Raw genomic sequence first — 20339 nt, forward strand, 5'->3', positions numbered from 1 at the left:
GGGAGGTCTCGGTTAAAAGCAGTCACAAAAGAAAAAGGCTTGCCGCAGCAAGCCTTTGGAAGGAGGGCATCAAGCTTGCTGGCGATGCTTTTTTTCCAGCTTCTTCTTGATCCGGTCGCGCTTGAGTGTGGACAGGTAATCCACAAACAGCTTGCCGTTGAGGTGGTCGCATTCGTGCTGGATGCACACCGCCAGCAGGCCTTCGGCAATCAGCTCGAACGGCTTGCCGTCGCGGTCCAGCGCCTTGATCTTCACGCGCAACGGGCGCTCCACATTCTCGTAGAACTCCGGCACCGAAAGGCAACCTTCCTGGTACTCGCCCATCTCTTCGGTCAGTGGTTCGAACTCGGGGTTGATGTATACCCTCGGTTCGCTGCGATCCTCGGACAGGTCCATGACCACGACGCGCAAATGCACGTTGACCTGGGTGGCGGCGAGGCCGATGCCCGGCGCTTCATACATTGTTTCAAACATGTCATCGACCAACTGACGAACCTTGTCGTCCACTACGGCCACCGGTTTGGCGATCGTGCGCAGGCGCGAGTCGGGGAATTCGAGGATGTTCAAAATAGCCATAAGCGTAATTGCTGCACATGTGAGGTAGAGGCAAATCGGCGGTGGGATGGACCCACATGGCCGGTGTGAAACGCCCCAAAGCCGCGAAGGCTCTGGCATTTCACGCGAACGCACATAATAAAGGAGATTCACCCCATGAGGAAATCGCTACTCGTCTTGCTGCTGTGGGCGCCGTTCGCAATGGCCCTGCTGCCGCCGCCCGGCCAGCGTCTGGATCAACCGACGCAACAGGCCATCCAGCGCTTTTTACTGCATAACCGCATTCTCGATACACCGCAGGACCTGGACCGCGCGCCCTACATCGTCGCGGCGGGCGCCGGTCATGTGTTGGGCGCCAATGATGAGCGTGTGTACGCCAGGGGCAACCTGGACCCGACTCAGCCCAGCTATGGGATCTTTCGCCGAGGCAGGGTTTATACCGACCCGGAGACCCAGGAGCTGCTGGGCCTCAACGTCGACGATATCGGCAGCGCACGCTTTGTGAATGCCGGCGATCTGAGCACCCTGGCCGTGCAGCGGGCCACCCGGGAGATACGCCCCGGCGACCGTCTGCTCCATGCCCTGGCGCCCATTGAGTTGGCACATGTGCAAGCGCTCAAGCCTGCGCCCTTCGTCCAGGGGCAGATTATCGACATTCCCAAAGGCGTTACCCAAATCGGCGTGCTCGACGCCATCACCCTGAACAAAGGCCGGCGCGACGGTCTGGTCGAAGGCCAGCTGCTGACCGTTATCAAGACCGGCGCCACCGTGCGCGACACGCTCACGAATGCGCCCGTAACACTGCCCGACGAGCGCGCCGGCACTCTGCTGGTGTTCCGCACGTTTGAAAAGCTCAGCTACGGCCTGGTGCTCAGCGCATCGCATCCGCTGGCGGTGTTGGACCGTTTCGAGACGGTTCGTCAATCGCAATAAATAGCCTGCTAAATAAGTTACCAACAGAGTTATCCACAGCTTGTTCCGGTCAAGGATGATCCGATGTATCCGACAAACAGCCACCCAATTTCCCCGTCAGAACTGGAAGCACGGCTACGCCTGCACAGGCTCCCGGAACTGGGGCCCAAGCGTTTTCGCTTATTGATCGAAGCGTTCGGCAGCGCTTCAAAAGCCATCAGTGCCCCCGCCAGTGCCTGGCGTGCGCTGGGCTTGCCAACCCTCAGCGCCGAAGCTCGGCGCAGCCCTGAAATACGCGACGGTGCCAGCGAGGCATTGGCTTGGCTGGCGCGCCCGGCCCAGCATTTGTTGATGTGGGACCAACCTGAGTACCCCGCGCTGCTGGCGCAGATCGACGATGCACCGCCGCTGTTGTTCGTCGCCGGCGACCCCGCAATCCTGGAAAAACCGCAACTGGCGATGGTCGGCAGTCGCCGTGCCTCGCGCCCCGGCATGGACACCGCCGCGGCGTTTTCCCGCAGCCTGGCGAGTGCCGGTTTTGTCATCACCAGCGGCTTGGCCCTGGGCATTGATGGCGCGGCGCATCAAGCGGCGTTGGATGTGGGAGGCCACACAATCGGCGTACTGGGCACGGGGCTGGAAAATTTTTATCCACAGCGCCACCGACGGCTTGCTGCCGCGATGATTGCCCAAGGCAGCGCGGTGGTTTCCGAGTTCCCGTTGGACGCCCCGCCCCAGGCCAGTAACTTTCCCCGGCGTAATCGGATCATCAGTGGCCTGTCCCTGGGCGTATTGGTGGTGGAAGCCAGCATGGCCAGCGGCTCGTTGATCACCGCAAAACTGGCCGCCGAGCAGGGGCGTGAGGTGTATGCGATCCCAGGTTCGATTCATCATCCCGGTGCCAAGGGCTGTCACCAGTTGATCCGCGAGGGCGCGACGCTGGTGGAGACCATCGAGCACATTCTCGAAGGTTTACGCGGCTGGCAGGCCTTGTCGCGTCCGGCCCCGTTGCCGGTGACGCACCCGCTGGTGGCGCTGCTGCACGCCGCCCCCCACACCAGTGAAGCCTTGGCGATTGCCAGCGGGCGGCCGTTGTCTCAGGTGTTGGCGAACCTCACGGAGTTGGAGCTGGAAGGCCAGGTGATCTGCGAAAGCGGGCGCTGGGTTGCGCGCTGTCAGCTTTTGTAGCGACTCGTTTTATTGGAACTGGGTTTTGTAATGAAGATCGGTAAACTGCCCAGAGCTTAGTCTGGAGAGTTAAACCATGGTCAACAGGTGGCGTGTGCAAGAAGCCGCACGAGAAATTCGCGCAGGCGCGGTGATTGCCTATCCAACCGAGGCGGTCTGGGGCCTGGGCTGCGACCCTTGGAACGAAGAAGCGGTGGACCGGCTGCTGGCGATCAAAAATCGCTCGGTGGACAAGGGCCTGATCCTGGTTGCCGACAATATTCGCCAGTTCGATTTTCTGTTTGAAGACTTCCCCGATGCGTGGATCGAACGCATGGCGAGCACCTGGCCGGGGCCGAATACCTGGCTGGTGCCTCATCAGGATTTGTTGCCGGAATGGGTGACCGGCGTGCATGACACGGTGGCGCTGCGGGTCAGCGATCACCCATTGGTGCGGGATTTGTGTTCACTGGTGGGGCCGTTGATTTCCACCTCGGCCAACCCTCAGGGCCGCCCGGCTGCCCGCACGCGGATTCGCGTGGAGCAGTATTTCCGCGGCCAGGTGGACGTGGTCTTGGGTGGCGCCTTGGGCGGGCGCAAGAACCCCAGCCTGATCCGTGACCTGGTGACGGGCGATGTGGTGCGTCCGTCGTAGTGCTTTTGTGGCGAGGGCGCTTGCCCCCTCGCCACAACGGGCAGTCAAGGCAGCAAAATCGTCGAGCCCGTGGTACGGCGCGCCGACAGCTCCGTCTGCGCCTTCGCCGCGTCTGCCAGCGGATACCGCTGGTTGATATCAATGCGCACCTTGCCGCTTTTGATCATTGAAAACAGATCGTCCGCCATCATCTGCAGGTTTTCCGCATTGTTGGCGTACGTCGCCAGCGTGGGCCGGGTGACGTACAGCGAGCCTTTTGCCGACAGAATTCCCAGGTTCACCCCATCTACGGCGCCTGACGCATTGCCGAAGCTCACTACCAGCCCACGTGGCGCGACGCTGTCGAGGGAGGTCAGCCAGGTGTCCTTGCCGACGCCGTCGTACACCACCGGTACCTTTTTGCCGTCAGTCAATTCCAGCACGCGCTGTGCGACGTTTTCCTTGCTGTAGTCGATGGTTTCCCATGCGCCGAGGGATTTGGCCACGGCGGCTTTTTCCGCCGAGCTGACGGTGCCGATCAACTTCACGCCCAGGGCCTTGGCCCATTGGCAGGCCAGGGAACCCACGCCACCCGCTGCGGCATGGAACAGGATGGTTTCGCCACCCTTCAGTTCATACGTCTGGCGCAGCAGGTATTGCACGGTGAGGCCCTTGAGCATGGCACCGGCGGCTTGTTCGAAGCTGATGTCGTCCGGCAGGTGCACCAGGTTGGCGGCGGGCAGCACGTGGAATTGGCTGTAGGCACCCAGTGGGCCGCTGCCGTAGGCCACGCGGTCGCCGACCTTGAATTGGCTGACTTCGCTGCCGATGGCATCCACCACGCCGGCGCCTTCCGCCCCCAGGCCCGATGGCAAGGCCGGCGGTGCGTACAGCCCACTGCGAAAATAGGTGTCGATGAAGTTCAGGCCAATCGCCTCGTTACGCACTCGAACCTGTTGCGGGCCAGGCTCTGCCGGCGTGTAGTCCACATATTCAAGTACGTCGGGGCCACCATGGGCACTGAACTGGATACGTTTGGCCATCTTCCTTCTCCTTGGGTCGAATTCGCGTAGCCCCCTATCGGACTCCTAAGCTTGATCCTCGTCAACTGCGGTGAACCTGGGTGCAGTGCTATCCTGTGCGCCCATTTGCCGCCGAGGCCCCTGGCCTCGCGTAGCGCTGCCCGATTCAAGGTGATGTCATGACTACTCGCACCGAGGCTGTCAAAGCCTACCTGCTCGACCTGCAAGACCGCATTTGCAGCGCCCTGGAAACCTTCGAGACGGATACTCGCTTTATCGAAGACGCCTGGACCCGGCCTGCCGGCGGCGGCGGTCGCACCCGTGTGATCGCAGACGGCACGGTGATCGAAAAAGGCGGAGTTAACTTTTCCCACGTCTTTGGTAGCGGCCTCCCACCCTCCGCCAGCGCGCATCGTCCTGAACTGGCGGGTCGCGGCTTTGAAGCCCTTGGCGTGTCCCTGGTGATCCACCCGCACAACCCCCATGTACCGACTTCCCACGCCAACGTACGCTTTTTCATCGCCGAAAAAGAAGGCGAAGAGCCGGTATGGTGGTTCGGTGGCGGCTTCGACCTCACGCCCTACTACGGCAACGAAGAAGATTGCATCCACTGGCACCGCGTAGCCGAGCAGGCCTGTGCGCCGTTCGGCCCGGACGTGTACGCGCGCTACAAGGCGTGGTGCGACACGTATTTCCATATCAAGCACCGCAACGAGCCACGTGGCATCGGCGGCCTGTTCTTCGATGATTTGAACGAGTGGGGGTTCGACACCTGCTTCGCCTTCATCCGCGCCATCGGCGACGCTTACATCGACGCTTACCTGCCGATCGTGCAGCGCCGCAAAGCCATGGCCTATACCGCGCAGCAACGCGAATTCCAGGAATTTCGCCGTGGCCGCTATGTTGAATTCAACCTGGTCTACGACCGGGGCACCCTGTTCGGCCTGCAATCGGGCGGGCGTACCGAGTCGATCCTTATGTCGCTGCCGCCGCAAGTGCGCTGGAGCTACGACTGGAAGGCCGAAGCCGGCAGCGAAGAAGCACGCCTCACCGATTACTTCCTGCAAGACCGCGACTGGCTCGGCCTTGCCGCGCCCAAGGCGGCCGTCTGATGGATAAATATGTCGTCTTCGGCAACCCCATCGGTCACAGCAAGTCGCCGCTGATACACCGCCTGTTCGCCGAGCAGACCGGCGAACAACTGGACTACAGCACCTTGCTCGCGCCGCTGGAGGATTTCACCGGCTGCGCTCGTGAGTTCTTTGTGCAAGGCCGTGGCGCCAACGTCACCGTACCGTTCAAGGAAGACGCCTACCGGCTGGCCGACAGCCTCACCGAACGCGCTCAACGCGCTGGCGCGGTAAATACCTTGAGCAAGTTGGCCGACGGCACCTTGTTGGGCGATAACACCGACGGCGCGGGCCTGGTGCGTGACCTGACGGTAAACGCCGGGTTGAGTCTGCAAGGCAAACGCATCCTGTTGCTGGGCGCCGGTGGCGCGGTACGCGGGGCGCTGGAGCCGTTGCTGGCCGAGCGGCCTTCTTCGTTGATCATCGCCAACCGCACCGTGGAAAAGGCCGAGAGACTCGCCGAATTGTTCGATGACCTTGGCCCTGTGTCCGCCAGCGGTTTCGACTGGCTGCGTGAGCCGGTGGACGTGATCATCAACGCCACGTCCGCCAGCCTGTCAGGCGATGTACCGCCGATTGCCGGCAGCCTGATCGAACCGGGCAAGACGTTCTGCTACGACATGATGTACGCCAAGGAGCCGACTGCGTTTTGCCGCTGGGCCAGCAAGCAGGGGGCAGCGGTGGCGATGGACGGCCTGGGCATGCTGGTGGAACAGGCGGCTGAAGCTTTCTTCCTGTGGCGCGGTGTGCGCCCGGATTCGGCGCCTGTATTGGCGCAGATGCGCCGCCAGTTGGCCTAACGCCTATCCAGAGTGGGCACAGTCATCATGTGGGAGCGGTGTGTCAGTCAAAGAGATTTAGACTGGTCCACCTATATCGGGAGCAAGCCCCACATTTTTTAACCGCGTTCAGTCTTCAAAATGGATGGGGCACTTATCGGCCCCCTCCAGCTTCTTCAACTCATCCACCACCTGCGGCCTGGCTCGGCGCAATGTCAAACTGCGTCCAAGACCGCGCAACCGCCGTGCCTCCTGGTGCAGCATTTCCACCCCGGAATAGTCGATAAAGTTGATCTGCTGCGCCTCGATCACCACCCTTTCGCCCTGCAGGCTTTGCAGGCGCACCTGCAGATAGTGGCTGGCACCAAAAAAGATCGAACCGCCGACCCGCAGCACGTCTTCTTCTCCATCTCGCCATTGTTGAACCCGCGGCTGCGAGGTGCGCTTGAGGTAAAAAAACAGCGAGGCCAACACGCCGGCATAGATCGCTGTTTGCAGTTCCAGCAGCAAGGTGGCGACACAGGTGAGGCTCATCACCACAAACTCGGCGCGGCTGACCCGGAACAGCGCGCGGATGCCGCGATGGTCCACCAGGCCCCAGCAAATCAACAGGATGCTCGCCGCCATGCTCGGAATCGGGATATGCGCGATCAACGCCGCGCCAAACACTGCAAACAGCGCCACCCACAACGCCGAAAACACCCCGGCCAACGGCGAACAGGCCCCGGCTTCATAGCTCAGGCCTGAGCGGGTAAAGGAACCAGCCGACACGTAACCGGAGAAAAATCCGCCGACGATGTTGGATAAACCCTGCGCACGTACTTCTTGATTGGCGTCGAGCAATTGCTGTGAACGGGCCGACAGCGAGCGCGCAATCGACAGGCTGGTCACCAGCCCCAGCATGCCCACCGCCACGGCACTGGGTAGCAGGCGCAGGATCATGTCCAGGTCCATTGGCAACGGGCTGAACGGCGGCAGTTTGCCGATAAACGAACTGACCCGCGCCACGTGCCCGAATACCGCCGGCCACAGCCATGCGGCCAGGCTGCTCAATGCCAGGGCAATCAATAACGTCGGCCAGCGTGGCACCAGAGACTTAAGCAATGCACCCACCAGCAACGTGCCCAGGCCCAGGGCCAGTGAGGCGTGGTCCCACTCGCCGCTATGGTCGATCAGCGCCAGCAGGCTGTTGATCGCCGTGGCCTGGCTCGGCAAAACCAGGCCCAGCAGGTTGGGCAACTGCCCAAGGGCGATCACCACGGCGGCGCCGAGGGTGAACCCCAACACCACCGAATGGGAGACGAAGTTCACCAGCGCACCGAAGCGCAGCATGCCCAGCAACCACTGGAAAACGCCTGCGAGGAAGGTAAGCAACAGGATGAGCGTGATGTAGTCCTGTGACCCAGGGACGGCCAGCGGGCTGACGCTGGCGTAGAGCACGATGGAAATCGCCGCCGTGGGGCCGCAGATCAGGTGCCAGGACGAACCCCACAGACACGCGATCAGCACCGGGATGATGGCGGCGTACAGGCCATATTCCGGTGGGAGGCCGGCGATCAATGCGTAGGCAATCGACTGCGGCAACGCGAGCACGGCGCCGCTGAGGCCGACCATCGCGTCCCGGCCGACGCTGGCGCGGGTTTGGCGCGGCAGCCAACTCAGGAAAGGAAAGAGTGTGTGGCGGTTGGGCCGGGGCATTTATAACTCGGCTGAAAAGGTTTGACTCAAGGGTATCAGTACACGCCAATCCCTGTGGGAGGGGGCTTGCTCCCTCCCACATTGGGACAGTGTCAGGCCTTAGAGCTTGGCTTTGACCGCCGCCAGCGCATCCTGGCCATCCACGGTTTTTACGCCCTCCAGCCATTTGTCCAGCACCGCCGGGTTGGCCTTGATCCACGCCTTCGCCGCCTCGGCATTGCTGAGCTTATTGTTGGCCACCTGCGCCATGATGCTGTTCTCCATCTCCTGGGTGAAACTCAGGTTGGTCAGCAGTTTTCCTACGTTCGGGCAGGCCTGGGCGTACCCTTTGCGGGTCAGGGTGTACACGCTACCGGTAGCGCCAAAATATTTCTCGCCGCCCTTGAGGTAGTGCATTTTCAACTGCACGTTCATCGGGTGCGGCGTCCAGCCGAGGAAGGTGACAAAGCGCTGTTTCTTCACTGCCCGGGACACTTCGGCGAGCATCGCCTGTTCGCTGGACTCGATCAGCTTCCACTGGCCCAGGTCAAAGTCGTTCTTCTTGATGATCTCCTGCAACGAGATGTTCGCCGGCGCGCCGGAGCCAATGCCGTAGATCCTCTTGTCGAACTTGTCGGCGAATTTGTTCAGGTCGGCAAACTCATGCACACCGGCGTCCCACACGTAGTCCGGCACGGCGAGGGTGAACTCGGTGCCGTCGAGGTTCTTGGCCAATTGCACGACATCGCCATTGGCCACGAACTTGTCGTAGAACCCCTGCTGCGCCGGCATCCAATTGCCGAGGAACACATCCACCTGGCCGTCCTTGAGCCCGCCGAAGGTAATCGGCACCGCCAGGGTGTCGACCTTGGCCTTGTAGCCCATGCCCGTCAGCAGAAAACCGGTGATGGCGTTGGTCGCGGCGATGTCGCTCCAGCCGGGATCGGCCATTTTCACTGTTTCGCAGCTGGCGTCCGCGTACACGTTGGCGCTGCTTAACGCCAGAATGCCCAGCACTACCGTTAACTTTTGCATGGCCTTCCCTCTGTATTTATTGGTTTTGGCAGGGTTGTGGATAACGTGCCTTGCGCTCCAGGTCGTCGAGGTCGATATGGTTGCGCATGTATTGCTGACTGGCGTCCACCAGCGGCTGGTGGTCCCAGCTCTTCAGCTTGCCCAGGGTCAGCGCCTCGAATACCAGGCGACGGCGGCGTTGGCTGGCGAGTACCTGCTGATGGATCGCCGGGATGTCCCATTTGGCCCGCGCCTCGTTCAGGAAGGCTGCAAACAGCGCCCGATGCTGTGGCGACTGGCTGAGCTCTTCCTGCTCCCCTGGGTCGTTGTGTACGTCGAACAGTAGACACGGGTCGTCTTCGCTGTAGATGAATTTGTAGGCGCCCCGGCGAATCATCATCAGCGGGCTGATAGTGCCTTCGGCCATGTATTCGCCGAACACTTCGTCGTGCCCGCCCTGCCCTTGCAAATGCGCCACCAGCGAGCGCCCGTCCAGCGGCAGGCGTGGGTCCAACTCGCCGCCGGCCAGCTCCACCAGCGTGGGCAACAGGTCGGCGGTGGACACGGCTTTTGATACGCGCCCCGCCGCAAACTGCCCCGGCGCACTGACCAGCAGCGGCACGCGGGCGGCCATTTCAAACCAGTGCATTTTGTACCAGAGGCCACGCTCGCCGAGCATGTCGCCATGGTCGCCGGAGAACACAATGATGGTGTCGTCGGCAAGGCCGGTGTCTTCCAGGGTCTGCAACAGCCTGCCGACGTTGCTGTCGATGTAGCTGCAGGCACCGAAGTAGGCGCGGCGTGCATCGCGGATCTTATCCACAGGCAGCGGCTTGTCCCACAGGTCGTAGACCTTGAGCAGGCGCTGGGAATGGGGGTCGAGATCACACTGTGCCGGGGTTGCGGGCAAAGGGATGTCGCTCTCGTCGTACAGGTCCCAGAACGGCTTGGGAATGGTGTACGGGTCGTGGGGATGGGTCATCGACACGGTCAGGCAGAACGGTTGGTCGCCGTCCTCGCGAATATGGTCGAACAGATACTGCTGCGCCTTGAACACCACCTCTTCGTCGAAGTCCAGCTGGTTGGTGCGCAGGCATGGCCCGGCTTGCAGCACCGAGGACATGTTGTGGTACCAACTGGGGCGTACGTGCGGCTCATCCCAATTCACCGCCCAACCATAGTCGGCGGGGTAGATGTCACTGGTCAGGCGCTCCTCATAACCGTGCAACTGGTCGGGGCCGCAAAAATGCATCTTGCCCGACAGCGCGGTGCGGTAGCCGAGGCGTCGCAGGTAGTGCGCATAGGTGGGCACATCGGCGGGAAAATCCGCCGCGTTGTCATAGGCGCCGATCTTGCTCGGTAATTGCCCGCTGACCAGCGTGAAGCGCGACGGCGCGCACAACGGGCTGTTGCAATAGGCGGCGTCGAACACAACGCCCTGCTCGGCGAGGCGGCTCAGATTCGGCAGCTTGATGGGCGAAGAACCGTAGAACGGAAGCAGCGGCGCGGCCATTTGATCGGCCATGATGAAAAGAATGTTCTTGCGCTTCATGGGGGCTTGGCATTCCATAGGCGGTGTTTATGCCAGTGAGCATGCAGCCCATGGAAAATGGGGTAAAGCCCATGAAAAGCAATGTCTAGGATAAGCACAGCTTATGTATGAAGCCCTTGGCGATGTGTCCCTCGACCTGCTGCGCGCGTTTGAAGCCGCAGCCCGTCATCGCAGCTTTACAGCGGCGGCCATGGAGCTGGGCACCACCCAGCCGGCGATCAGCCAACAGATCAAGCGCCTCGAGGAACAACTGGCGATTCGCCTGTTTGATCGCATCTACCGCGGCATTGAGCTGACCGACGCCGGCGCCTTGCTGTTCGAGCATGTGCAAGGCGGTTTGCAAACCATCAACCAAGGTCTCAGCGCGATCATTCAGCAGGACCAGCACGAAGTGCTGCAAGTGGCCACCGACTTTGCCTTCGCCGCCTATTGGCTGATGCCGCGCCTGCATCGCTTCCACCAGGCCAACCCGCACGTGGATGTGAGCCTGGTCACCAGCGAGCGCAACCATGCCACCTTGCGCAGCGATATCGACGTAGCGGTGCTGTTTGGCGATGGCCGTTTCAAACAGGGCGACAGCCTGTGGCTGTTCAACGAAGAAGTATTCCCGGTGTGCAGCCCGCAGTGGCTCAAGGACCAGGCCACACCGCTGACCTTGCACAATTTGCACGATGTTCCTTTGCTGCACCTGCGCCAGGAAAACAACAGCCAATGGTTCGATTGGAGCGGCGTATTCCGCGAACTGGGTATCACCGCCGCCCCCACGCCTGGCCAACTGCGCTTCGATAACTACACCTTGCTGATCCAGGCGGCGATTGCCGGCCAGGGCGTGGCCATCGGCTGGCGGCATTTGGTGGATAACCTGCTGGAGCAGAACTGGCTCTGCCGACCGATCAGCAACACGGTCATCTCGCGTTTCGGCTATTACGTGGTGCAGCCCCAGCGCAAACGTCGCGGGCAGTTGGTTGAGCGTTTTGTCGATTGGCTGGTGGCGGAGCAGGCCAGCAGCGCGCAGTCATTGACCGGGCTGGCCCTGCCGTCGATTGCGGTCTAGCATCTGGCGCACAGTGGATCCGGAGTTCCTCATGCAACGTATCAAGGGCTATCACGCCCACATCTACTTCGATGCCAATACGATCGATCAGGCGCGCAGCCTGTGTGAAGACGCCGCAACACTGTTCCCGTTGCGCATGGGGCGCGTGCATGAGCGCCCCGTCGGCCCGCACCCGGACTGGAGCTGCCAGCTGGCGTTCGACGCCGAATACATCGGCGTGGTGCTGCCGTGGCTGGCGCTGCATCGCGATGGGCTGGTGGTGTTCCTGCACCCCGAAACCGGCGATGAGCTCAAGGACCACACCGATCACGCCATCTGGCTGGGCGCGATGCGTACGCTGGATCTGTCTGTTTTTTAACCCTCTTCTCGATGTGCAACCCCTCAACTTCTGTGAAGGAGAGCGGGATTTTTGCGGTCGTATCCCACTATATGAGATTGATATTTATATATTGAGATGTCGCCAGGCTTAGGTTTATATTCGCCCATCTGCTTTTTCAGCACCCACTCATTTCAGGTGAAGCGATGCAGGCGCAATTGATCGCGCTCGATTGGGGAACCAGCTCCCTTCGTGCTTACAAACTCGGCCCCGCAGGCGTGGTGCTGGAACAACGCTCACTGGCGTCAGGCATCATGCATCTGCCCACAGAAGCCCGGGAGATCGCCGGCGTGCTGTGCAGCGATGGCTTCGAATTGGCCTTTGATGCGGCCTGCGGGGATTGGCTCGACGCTGAACCTGGCTTGCCGGTGATCGCCTGCGGCATGGTTGGCAGTGCCCAGGGCTGGAGCGAGGCGGCGTATCGCACTACCCCAGTCGATGTCGCAAGCCTGGGCCAGGCACTGCACAACGTGCGCAGCCTGCGCGGTGTCGAGGTGCATATTGTGCCCGGTGTGATCGAGCAGGTCGGCTTGCCCAATGTGATGCGCGGCGAAGAAACCCAGGTGTTGGGTGTGTTGCAGGGGCTGGGGGCCGAAGTGTTGATTGGCCTGCCGGGCAGCCATTCCAAGTGGGTCGAGGTGGTGGGCGGCCGCATCACCCACTTCGACACCTTTATGACCGGCGAAGTGTTCGCGGTGTTGAGCAAGCACAGCCTGCTGGGCCGTACCCAAAAGCCTTCCGAGACATTCCAGGCCGCGGCCTTTGACCGGGGCGTGCAGGTGGCGCTGTCCGACGAGGGCGCGCGGGGTGTGCTGTCGACGCTGTTCAGTGCGCGCACCCTCGGCCTGACCGCCGCCCTCTCGCCGGAACAGCAGCCCGATTACCTGTCCGGCCTGTTGATCGGCCACGAACTCGCGGGCCTGCCGGGCCGCGCAAAACACATGCCGATCATCCTGGTCGGCGCCGCCCCCCTCTGCGCCCGCTATCAACGCGCCCTCGCCCTGTGCGGCTTCGCCCCTGTCAGCCTGGCGCAGGAAGCCACCGAGCGCGGCCTGTGGCAACTGGCCGTGGCGGCCGGGCTCATTCAACCTGTATCGGAGGCCTGACATGCTCAAGCAAGCACTCGCACAAAACGGTTTGATCGCGATCCTGCGCGGTGTACGCCCGGACGAAGCCAAGGCTGTCGGCCAGGTGCTGTACGACGCCGGTTTTCGCGTGATCGAAGTCCCGCTCAATTCGCCGGACCCTTACACCAGCATCCGCACCCTGCGTGACAGCCTGCCCGCCGATTGCCTGATCGGGGCCGGTACGGTGTTGACGCCTGAACAGGTTGAGCAGGTGAAAGCCGCTGGCGGCCAGGTGATCGTCATGCCCCACAGCGATGCCAAGGTACTGCGCGCGGCCAAGGCGGCGGGCCTGTACCTGTCGCCGGGTGTGGCCACGCCCACCGAAGCCTTCGCCGCATTGGCCGAAGGGGCCGATGTGTTGAAGCTGTTCCCGGCCGAGCAAATGGGGCCGGCGGTGATCAAGGCGTGGCTGGCGGTACTGCCGCAGGGCACGTTGCTGCTCCCGGTGGGCGGCATTAACCCGGACAACATGCAGGTGTTCACCGACGCCGGCGCCAAAGGGTTCGGACTGGGGTCCGGGTTGTTCAAGCCGGGCATGACCGTGGATCAGGTCGCGAGCCGCGCCCAGGCGTACGTCGCCGCCTGGAAAGCCCTGAGCCGAGATTAAATTCCGCGCCCACAGGCGCCGCATCGATAAGAGAGATAACAGATGAAAATCACCAAACTGACGACCTTTATCGTCCCGCCGCGCTGGTGCTTCCTCAAGGTCGAAACCGACCAGGGCGTGACCGGTTGGGGTGAGCCCGTGGTCGAAGGCCGCGCTCACACCGTGGCCGCTGCTGTTGAGGAACTGTCCGACTACCTGATCGGCAAAGACCCACGCAATATCGAAGACATCTGGACCGTGCTCTACCGGGGCGGTTTCTACCGCGGCGGCGCCGTGCACATGAGCGCGCTGGCCGGTATCGACCAGGCGCTGTGGGACATCAAGGGCAAGGCCCTCGGCGTTTCCGTCAGCGACCTGCTCGGTGGCCAGGTACGCGACAAGATCCGCGTGTATTCGTGGATCGGTGGCGACCGCCCGGCCGACACCGCCCGCGCGGCCAAAGAGGCGGTGGCCCGTGGCTTTACCGCCGTGAAAATGAACGGCACCGAAGAATTGCAGTTCGTCGACAGCTTCGAAAAAGTCGACCTGGCCCTGGCCAACGTGGCGGCCGTGCGTGATGCGGTCGGCCCTAACGTCGGCATCGGCGTCGACTTCCATGGCCGCGTGCACAAGCCCATGGCCAAGGTGCTGATGAAGGAGCTGGACCCGTACAAGCTGATGTTTATCGAAGAGCCCGTGCTCAGCGAAAACTACGAAGCCCTCAAGGAACTGGCGCCGCTGACCAGTACTCCGATCGCCCTGGGCGAGCGCCTGTTCTCGCGTTGGGACTTCAAGCGTGTGCTCAGCGAAGGCTATGTTGACATCATCCAGCCGGATGCTTCCCACGCCGGCGGCATCACCGAAACCCGCAAGATCGCCAACATGGCCGAAGCCTACGATGTGGCCCTGGCCCTGCACTGCCCACTGGGCCCGATTGCCTTGGCCGCTTGCCTGCAACTGGATGCGGTTTGCTACAACGCGTTTATCCAGGAGCAAAGCCTGGGCATTCACTACAACGAGAGCAACGACCTGCTCGACTACGTACGTGACCCCGGTGTGTTCGACTACGACCAGGGCTTTGTGAAGATCCCCAACGGGCCGGGCCTGGGCATCGAGATCAACGAGGAATACGTGATCGAGCGCGCCGCCATCGGCCACCGCTGGCGCAACCCGATCTGGCGCCATGCCGACGGCAGCTTTGCCGAGTGGTGATTCCCTCCTGAAGGAACACGGTTAAACATGTGGCAGGGGGCTTGCTCTCTTCCACATTTTGATTCGGTTTCATCAGTAAGTCCGTCCTCAATAAACATAAAAAGAGGCACTTCCCATGCACCCTGAATCCCTCACCGGACAGGCTTCTTTAGTCACGCCTAGCCGAAAGCGCTTTTTCATCATGGTGCTGCTGTTCATCACCGTGGTCATCAACTACCTCGACCGCAGCAACCTGTCGATTGCCGCCCCGGCGCTCACCAGCGAGTTGGGCATCGACCCGGTGCATGTCGGCCTGATTTTCTCGGCATTCGGCTGGACCTACGCTGCCATGCAGATCCCCGGCGGCTGGCTGGTCGACCGGGTGCCGCCGCGTATTCTCTACACCGCCGCCCTGCTGCTGTGGTCCATCGCCACCGTGATGCTGGGCTTTGCCGCCAGTTTCATCGCGCTGTTCGTGCTGCGCATGGCCGTCGGTGCGTTGGAAGCGCCGGCTTACCCGATCAACAGCCGTGTGGTCACCACCTGGTTTCCCGAGCGCGAGCGCGCAACGGCGATTGGCTTTTATACCTCCGGGCAATTCGTCGGGCTGGCGTTTCTCACGCCGGTGCTGGCGTGGCTGCAACATGAGTTCGGTTGGCACATGGTGTTTGTCACCACCGGCGGCGTCGGCATCCTGTGGGCGGTGATCTGGTACGCGGTGTACCGCGAGCCGAAGGACTTTAAAGGCGCCAACCAGGCTGAAATCCAGTTGATCCGCGACGGCGGCGGCCTGGTGGACATGCAGGCGCAAACCGCCAAGGCGCCGTTCAGTTGGGTGGACCTGGGTATCGTGCTGAGCAAGCGCAAACTCTGGGGTATCTACCTTGGGCAGTTCTGCCTGAACTCCACGCTGTGGTTTTTCCTGACGTGGTTTCCGACCTACCTGGTGAAGTATCGCGGCATGGACTTCATCAAGTCCGGCCTGCTGGCGTCGTTGCCGTTCCTGGCGGCGTTTGTCGGTGTGCTGTGTTCCGGGGTTTTTTCCGACTGGCTGATTCGCCGGGGCGCCTCGGTGGGCTTTGCGCGCAAGTTGCCGATCATTGGCGGGCTGTTGATTTCCACGGCGATCATCGGCGCCAACTACGTGGACTCGACGGCGTGGGTGATTGCGTTCCTGGCGGTGGCGTTCTTCGGGAACGGGCTGGCGTCGATTACCTGGTCGCTGGTATCGACCCTGGCACCGGCACGGTTGCTGGGCCTGACCGGCGGCGTGTTCAACTTCATCGGTAACCTGTCGGCGATTGCCACGCCGATCGTGATCGGCTTTCTGGCCAGCGGCGATTCGTTTGCGCCGGCGATCACCTACATCGCCGTGCTGGCGTTGTTGGGGGCGCTGTCCTACATATTGCTGGTGGGCAAGGTCGAGCGGATCAAGCTGGACCAATAAACGGCGGCGAGGGAGCAGGCTCCCTCGCCACGGCAAGCCTTACTTGCGTGCGTTGCGCACGCCTTCGGCCAGCGCCGCGCAATGGCTCAACACGCCATCAATCGCCTGCTGTTCGTTGCCGGCGTTGGCGATGTGATCGATCAGCGCCGAGCCCACCACCACGCCGTCGGCCAGGCGCGCGATGGCCGCCGCTTGTTCCGGCGTGCGGATACCAAAGCCGATGCTGATCGGCAGGTCGGTATGGCGGCGCAGGCGGGTCACGGCTTCTTCGACGTGTTCCAGGGTGGCGGCACCGGCGCCGGTCACACCGGCGACCGACACGTAGTACACAAAGCCGGAGCTGCCGTTGAGGACGGTCGGCAGACGCACGTCGTCGGTGGTCGGGGTGGTCAGGCGGATAAAGTCGATGCCGGCGGCCTGGGCCGGGTCGCACAGCTCGCCGTTGTGCTCGGGCGGCATGTCGACCACGATCAGGCCGTCGACGCCGGCCGCTTTGGCGTCAGCGATAAACGCCGGTACGCCGTATTTGTGGATCGGGTTGAAGTAGCCCATCAACACCAGCGGGGTGTCGTTGTTGTCTTTGCGGAACTCGCGGACCATCTGCAGGGTTTTCGCCAGGTTTTGCTTGGCTTCCAGCGCGCGGATGTTGGCGAGCTGGATGGCTGGGCCGTCGGCCATCGGGTCGGTGAAGGGCATGCCCAACTCGATCACGTCGGCGCCGGCGGCCGGCAAACCCTTGAGGATCGCCAGGGAGGCGTCGTACCCCGGGTCGCCGGCGGTAACGAAGGTCACCAGGGCGGCGCGGTTTTGTTCTTTAAGCTGGGCAAAGCGCGTTTGCAGGCGGCTCATCAGTGTTTCTCCTGCTTGGACTGTTCCATGTGGTGCATCACGGTCTGCATATCTTTGTCGCCACGGCCGGACAGGTTGACCACCATCAGGTGATCCTTGGGCAGGTTGGGTGCGCGTTTGAACACTTCGGCCAGGGCATGGGCGCTTTCCAGTGCAGGAATAATCCCTTCCAGGCGGCAGCATTTATGGAAGGCTTCCAGGGCTTCGTCATCGGTCACCGAGGTGTATTGGACGCGGCCGATATCATGCAACCAGGCGTGTTCCGGGCCGATACCTGGGTAATCGAGGCCGGCGGAAATCGAGTGGGCGTCGATGATCTGGCCATCGTCGTCTTGCAGCAGGAAGGTGCGGTTGCCGTGCAGCACGCCCGGTACGCCGCCGTTGAGGCTGGCGGCGTGCTTGCCGGTTTCGATGCCGTGGCCGGCGGCTTCAACGCCGATGATCTCTACGCTGGTGTCGTCCAGGAACGGGTGGAACAGGCCCATTGCGTTGGAACCGCCACCGATGCACGCCACCAGGCTGTCCGGCAGGCGGCCTTCCTGGGCTTGCAACTGAGTACGGGTTTCTTTGCCGATCACCGCCTGGAAGTCGCGCACCATCGCCGGGTACGGGTGCGGGCCGGCCACGGTGCCGATCAGGTAGAACGTGCTGTCGACGTTGGTCACCCAGTCACGCAGGGCTTCGTTCATTGCGTCCTTGAGGGTGCCGGTGCCGGCGACCACGGGGATCACTTCGGCGCCCAGCAGCTTCATGCGGAATACGTTGGCCTGTTGGCGCTCAATGTCGGTGGTGCCCATGTAGATCACGCATTGCAGGCCAAAGCGCGCCGCCACGGTGGCGGTGGCTACGCCGTGCATGCCGGCGCCGGTCTCGGCGATGATGCGTTTTTTGCCCATGCGCCGCGCCAGCAGGATCTGGCCGATGCAGTTGTTGATCTTGTGCGCGCCGGTGTGGTTGAGCTCTTCGCGCTTGAGGTAGATTTTGGCGCCACCACAGAACTCGGTCAGGCGCTCGGCGAAGTACAGCGGGCTCGGGCGACCTACGTAGTCGCGCTGGAAGTAGGCCAGCTCCTCGTTGAACGCCGGATCGATCTTGGCCGCTTCGTATTCGCGGGCCAGGTCGAGGATCAACGGCATCAGGGTTTCAGCGACATAACGGCCGCCAAACGCGCCAAACAGGCCGTTGGCGTCGGGGCCGTTGCGTAGATCGGTCTGGGACTGAGTCATGGGACGCTCCAGGGAAGAAGGGGTGTAGGAAACAATGAGGGCCACTCTACCCCTGACGCGCAAGGGTGAAAACCGATAAGATCGCCGCAACCCGTCAGGAAAACTCACAGATGAGCCGCGACCTTCCCCCCCTTAATGCCCTGCGTGCGTTTGAAGCCACCGCGCGGCTCAACAGCGTCAGCCAGGCTGCCGAGCAACTGCACGTGACCCACGGGGCAGTGAGCCGCCAGCTTAAAGTGCTGGAAGAACACCTGGGTGTCAGTCTGTTCAGCAAGGATGGGCGAGGCATTAAACTCACAGATGCCGGCGCTCGGCTGCGTGATGCCAGCTTCGAAGCGTTTGAGCGTTTAAGGGACGTGTGCGTTGAACTCACCCAACGCAGCGCGGATGCGCCGTTTGTGCTGGGTTGCTCGGGCAGTTTGCTGGCGCGCTGGCTGATCCCGCGCTTGGGCCGCTTGAACGCCGACCTGCCTGACTTGCGCCTGCACCTGTCGGCGGGCGATGGCGACCTGGACCCGCGCCGCCCTGGGCTGGACGCTTTGCTGGTCTTCGCCGAGCCGCCCTGGCCGACGGATATGCACGTGTATGAACTGGCCAGCGAGCGTATCGGCCCGGTGATGAGCCCGCGTTTTGCCGGTTATGAGCGCCTGCGCCGGGCGCCGGCATCAGCCTTGTGCGGCGAAGCGTTGTTGCACACCACCTCGCGCCCGCAGGCCTGGCCTATTTGGGCGCGGCAACACGATATGGCGCCCGATGCGTTGAAACACGGCCAGGGTTTTGAGCATTTGTATTATTTGCTGGAGGCAGCTGTCGCGGGCTTGGGCGTAGCAATTGCACCGCAGCCGCTGGTGGCAGAGGACCTGCGTGCGGGTCGCCTGGTGGCGCCGTGGGGTTTCAGTGAAACCCCGGCGCACCTGGCGCTGTGGCTGCCCAAGCGCGCCGCGGACGGGCGCGCTCGGCAGTTGGCGCAGTGGCTCAAGGCTGAGTTGATGCGCCAACCGACTTAGTCACCGCGTTTGCACAGCAGGTAAGCCGCCAGCAGGCCCAGCGCGCCAACAGCGACACCGGCTGTAGTCCATGGGTGCTCCTGGGCGTAGTCGCGAGTGGCAACGCCGGTTTCGCGGATTTTGACTTTGCTTTCTTCGTAGGCGTCGCTGATCAGGTGGCGCGAGTGCTTGAGGGCATTCTCGGCGTTGCTTTTCAAGGCCTTCAGGGTCTTGCGCGACTCATCGGACGCATCGTCCTTGAGGCTCTCAAGGGACTTGAGCAGGCTCGAAATCTCGGCTTCCATGCTTTCCAGCGATGCTTTGCGTAAAGAAGTATTGGCCATGTGGATCTCCTGAAGTGATTGAGTGGCGTGTGTAGATACCGACTCCAGCGGTCTCAGAAAGTGCAGTAAATCTGAACTTTCACGTAGGAACGGTCGCCAGAGGCAGTATGAGCTTTGACTGCTAGGCTTTATTGACGACCCTCAGGAGAAACGCTATGTCTGATCATCACACCTACAAGAAAGTCGAATTGGTCGGTTCCTCGACCACCAGCATCGAAGATGCGATCAACAATGCGATTGCCGAGGCCAACAAGAGCCTCAAGCATCTGGAATGGTTCGAAGTGACCGAAACCCGTGGCCATATCGAAAACGGCAAGGTCGCCCACTACCAAGTCACGCTCAAGGTGGGATTCCGAATTGCCAGCAGTTGATCCGCTGAGTTGAACTTGCTGGCTGGCCGATTGCCATAACCTGCGCTACAACGATGGGGCGCCGACACTCAGTGTGTCGGCATGTTGTTTTCTATCAGCGCAAGGAAAGTAACGGATGAAAAAGTTTCTGCTAGCGGTAGGTTTGTTGAGCGTTGCGGGCACGGCCCTGGCGGCGGGCAAGCCTTGTGAAGAGCTGAAAAGCGAGATTGCAGCGAAACTCGACGCCAAGGGCGTTTCGGGGTATTCGCTGGAAGCCGTGGACAAAGGCGCTGCTGCCGACGCAAAAGTGGTCGGTACCTGCGAAGGCGGCACCAAGGAAATCGTCTACAAGCGCGGTTGA

The 20339-nt window shown here is 62.0% G+C and carries 22 protein-coding genes; 14 read left to right on the top strand and 8 right to left on the bottom strand.

Annotated features, from left to right (window positions below; all coding sequences use genetic code 11):
* Positions 1–69: 69 nt before the first annotated feature.
* Entirely contained in the window at positions 70–576 is a 507-nt protein-coding gene (def, locus tag KSS96_RS00970; RefSeq protein WP_003187273.1) for a peptide deformylase, read from the bottom strand.
* Between the two features lie 135 nt (positions 577–711).
* Between def and KSS96_RS00975 the strand changes: the two genes are divergently transcribed.
* From KSS96_RS00975 to tsaC, 3 genes are all read left to right on the top strand, one after another.
* On the top strand, positions 712–1488 hold the full coding sequence (locus tag KSS96_RS00975) for a hypothetical protein (protein ID WP_017528694.1): 777 nt from the start codon (positions 712–714) through the stop codon (positions 1486–1488).
* Positions 1489–1551: 63 nt separating this feature from the next.
* The gene (gene dprA, locus KSS96_RS00980) at positions 1552–2655 is read left to right on the top strand and encodes a DNA-processing protein DprA (RefSeq protein ID WP_017528695.1); all 1104 of its coding nucleotides are present in this window, start codon (positions 1552–1554) and stop codon (positions 2653–2655) included.
* Positions 2656–2731: 76 nt separating this feature from the next.
* The gene (gene tsaC, locus KSS96_RS00985; protein ID WP_017528696.1) at positions 2732–3289 is read left to right on the top strand and encodes an L-threonylcarbamoyladenylate synthase type 1 TsaC; all 558 of its coding nucleotides are present in this window, start codon (positions 2732–2734) and stop codon (positions 3287–3289) included.
* Between the two features lie 44 nt (positions 3290–3333).
* Here tsaC and KSS96_RS00990 read toward each other — a convergent pair whose 3' ends face one another.
* Complete coding sequence (locus KSS96_RS00990) at positions 3334–4311, bottom strand: quinone oxidoreductase family protein (RefSeq protein WP_065879210.1); 978 nt, start codon at positions 4309–4311, stop codon at positions 3334–3336.
* Between the two features lie 158 nt (positions 4312–4469).
* On the opposite strand from KSS96_RS00990, the gene hemF reads away from it, so the two are divergent.
* Together hemF and aroE are read left to right on the top strand one after the other, a co-directional pair.
* On the top strand, positions 4470–5402 hold the full coding sequence (gene hemF, locus KSS96_RS00995) for an oxygen-dependent coproporphyrinogen oxidase (protein WP_017528698.1): 933 nt from the start codon (positions 4470–4472) through the stop codon (positions 5400–5402).
* On the top strand, positions 5402–6220 hold the full coding sequence (gene aroE, locus KSS96_RS01000; protein WP_065879209.1) for a shikimate dehydrogenase: 819 nt from the start codon (positions 5402–5404) through the stop codon (positions 6218–6220). Before hemF ends, aroE begins: the two co-directional genes overlap by 1 nt.
* Before the next feature lie 108 nt (positions 6221–6328).
* Here the strand turns inward: aroE and KSS96_RS01005 are convergent, their stop codons facing one another.
* The 3 genes from KSS96_RS01005 to betC form a co-directional block, all read right to left on the bottom strand.
* Complete coding sequence (locus tag KSS96_RS01005; protein WP_017528700.1) at positions 6329–7897, bottom strand: SulP family inorganic anion transporter; 1569 nt, start codon at positions 7895–7897, stop codon at positions 6329–6331.
* A gap of 99 nt (positions 7898–7996) precedes the next feature.
* Positions 7997–8911 (bottom strand): choline ABC transporter substrate-binding protein, encoded by a 915-nt coding sequence (choX, locus tag KSS96_RS01010; protein ID WP_065879207.1) that lies wholly within the window; start codon positions 8909–8911, stop codon positions 7997–7999.
* Between the two features lie 16 nt (positions 8912–8927).
* Entirely contained in the window at positions 8928–10442 is a 1515-nt protein-coding gene (gene betC / locus KSS96_RS01015; RefSeq protein ID WP_068937958.1) for a choline-sulfatase, read from the bottom strand.
* Positions 10443–10545: 103 nt separating this feature from the next.
* Between betC and KSS96_RS01020 the strand changes: the two genes are divergently transcribed.
* From KSS96_RS01020 to KSS96_RS01045, 6 genes are all read left to right on the top strand, one after another.
* On the top strand, positions 10546–11496 hold the full coding sequence (locus KSS96_RS01020; RefSeq protein WP_217855579.1) for a choline sulfate utilization transcriptional regulator: 951 nt from the start codon (positions 10546–10548) through the stop codon (positions 11494–11496).
* A 31-nt stretch (positions 11497–11527) separates the two neighbouring features.
* On the top strand, positions 11528–11854 hold the full coding sequence (locus KSS96_RS01025; RefSeq protein ID WP_017528704.1) for a DOPA 4,5-dioxygenase family protein: 327 nt from the start codon (positions 11528–11530) through the stop codon (positions 11852–11854).
* Positions 11855–12018: 164 nt separating this feature from the next.
* Positions 12019–12978: a 2-dehydro-3-deoxygalactonokinase gene (locus tag KSS96_RS01030; protein ID WP_137220074.1), complete on the top strand. Its 960-nt coding sequence runs from the start codon at positions 12019–12021 to the stop codon at positions 12976–12978.
* A 1-nt stretch (position 12979) separates the two neighbouring features.
* A complete protein-coding gene (locus tag KSS96_RS01035; RefSeq protein ID WP_017528706.1) occupies positions 12980–13606 on the top strand; it encodes a 2-dehydro-3-deoxy-6-phosphogalactonate aldolase in 627 nt (208 codons plus the stop codon).
* Positions 13607–13648: 42 nt separating this feature from the next.
* Positions 13649–14797 carry a galactonate dehydratase gene (gene dgoD, locus KSS96_RS01040; protein ID WP_003170741.1) on the top strand — a complete coding sequence of 383 codons (1149 nt, stop codon included), beginning with the start codon at positions 13649–13651 and terminating at the stop codon, positions 14795–14797.
* Positions 14798–14912: 115 nt separating this feature from the next.
* Complete coding sequence (locus tag KSS96_RS01045) at positions 14913–16223, top strand: MFS transporter (RefSeq protein ID WP_116078025.1); 1311 nt, start codon at positions 14913–14915, stop codon at positions 16221–16223.
* A 39-nt stretch (positions 16224–16262) separates the two neighbouring features.
* Here KSS96_RS01045 and trpA read toward each other — a convergent pair whose 3' ends face one another.
* Both trpA and trpB read right to left on the bottom strand, forming a co-directional pair.
* Entirely contained in the window at positions 16263–17072 is an 810-nt protein-coding gene (gene trpA, locus KSS96_RS01050; RefSeq protein WP_065879202.1) for a tryptophan synthase subunit alpha, read from the bottom strand.
* Entirely contained in the window at positions 17072–18298 is a 1227-nt protein-coding gene (gene trpB / locus KSS96_RS01055; RefSeq protein ID WP_017528709.1) for a tryptophan synthase subunit beta, read from the bottom strand. Before trpB ends, trpA begins: the two co-directional genes overlap by 1 nt.
* A 110-nt stretch (positions 18299–18408) precedes the next feature.
* Here trpB and KSS96_RS01060 point away from each other — a divergent pair, with 110 nt between their 5' ends.
* Positions 18409–19305, top strand: coding sequence for a LysR family transcriptional regulator (locus KSS96_RS01060; protein ID WP_065879201.1), 897 nt, complete (start codon positions 18409–18411; stop codon positions 19303–19305).
* Here the strand turns inward: KSS96_RS01060 and KSS96_RS01065 are convergent.
* Positions 19302–19628 carry an ElaB/YgaM/YqjD family protein gene (locus KSS96_RS01065; protein ID WP_003170746.1) on the bottom strand — a complete coding sequence of 109 codons (327 nt, stop codon included), beginning with the start codon at positions 19626–19628 and terminating at the stop codon, positions 19302–19304. The two genes, KSS96_RS01060 and KSS96_RS01065, sit on opposite strands and share 4 nt — an antisense overlap.
* A 155-nt stretch (positions 19629–19783) precedes the next feature.
* Between KSS96_RS01065 and KSS96_RS01070 the strand changes: the two genes are divergently transcribed.
* Positions 19784–19999 (top strand): dodecin, encoded by a 216-nt coding sequence (locus KSS96_RS01070; protein ID WP_003170747.1) that lies wholly within the window; start codon positions 19784–19786, stop codon positions 19997–19999.
* Positions 20000–20114: 115 nt separating this feature from the next.
* Positions 20115–20339, top strand: a complete 225-nt coding sequence (locus KSS96_RS01075) for a DUF1161 domain-containing protein (protein ID WP_017528711.1) — start codon at positions 20115–20117, stop codon at positions 20337–20339.

The organism is Pseudomonas asgharzadehiana (assembly GCF_019139815.1).
Taxonomy (GTDB): Bacteria; Pseudomonadota; Gammaproteobacteria; order Pseudomonadales; family Pseudomonadaceae; genus Aquipseudomonas; species Aquipseudomonas asgharzadehiana.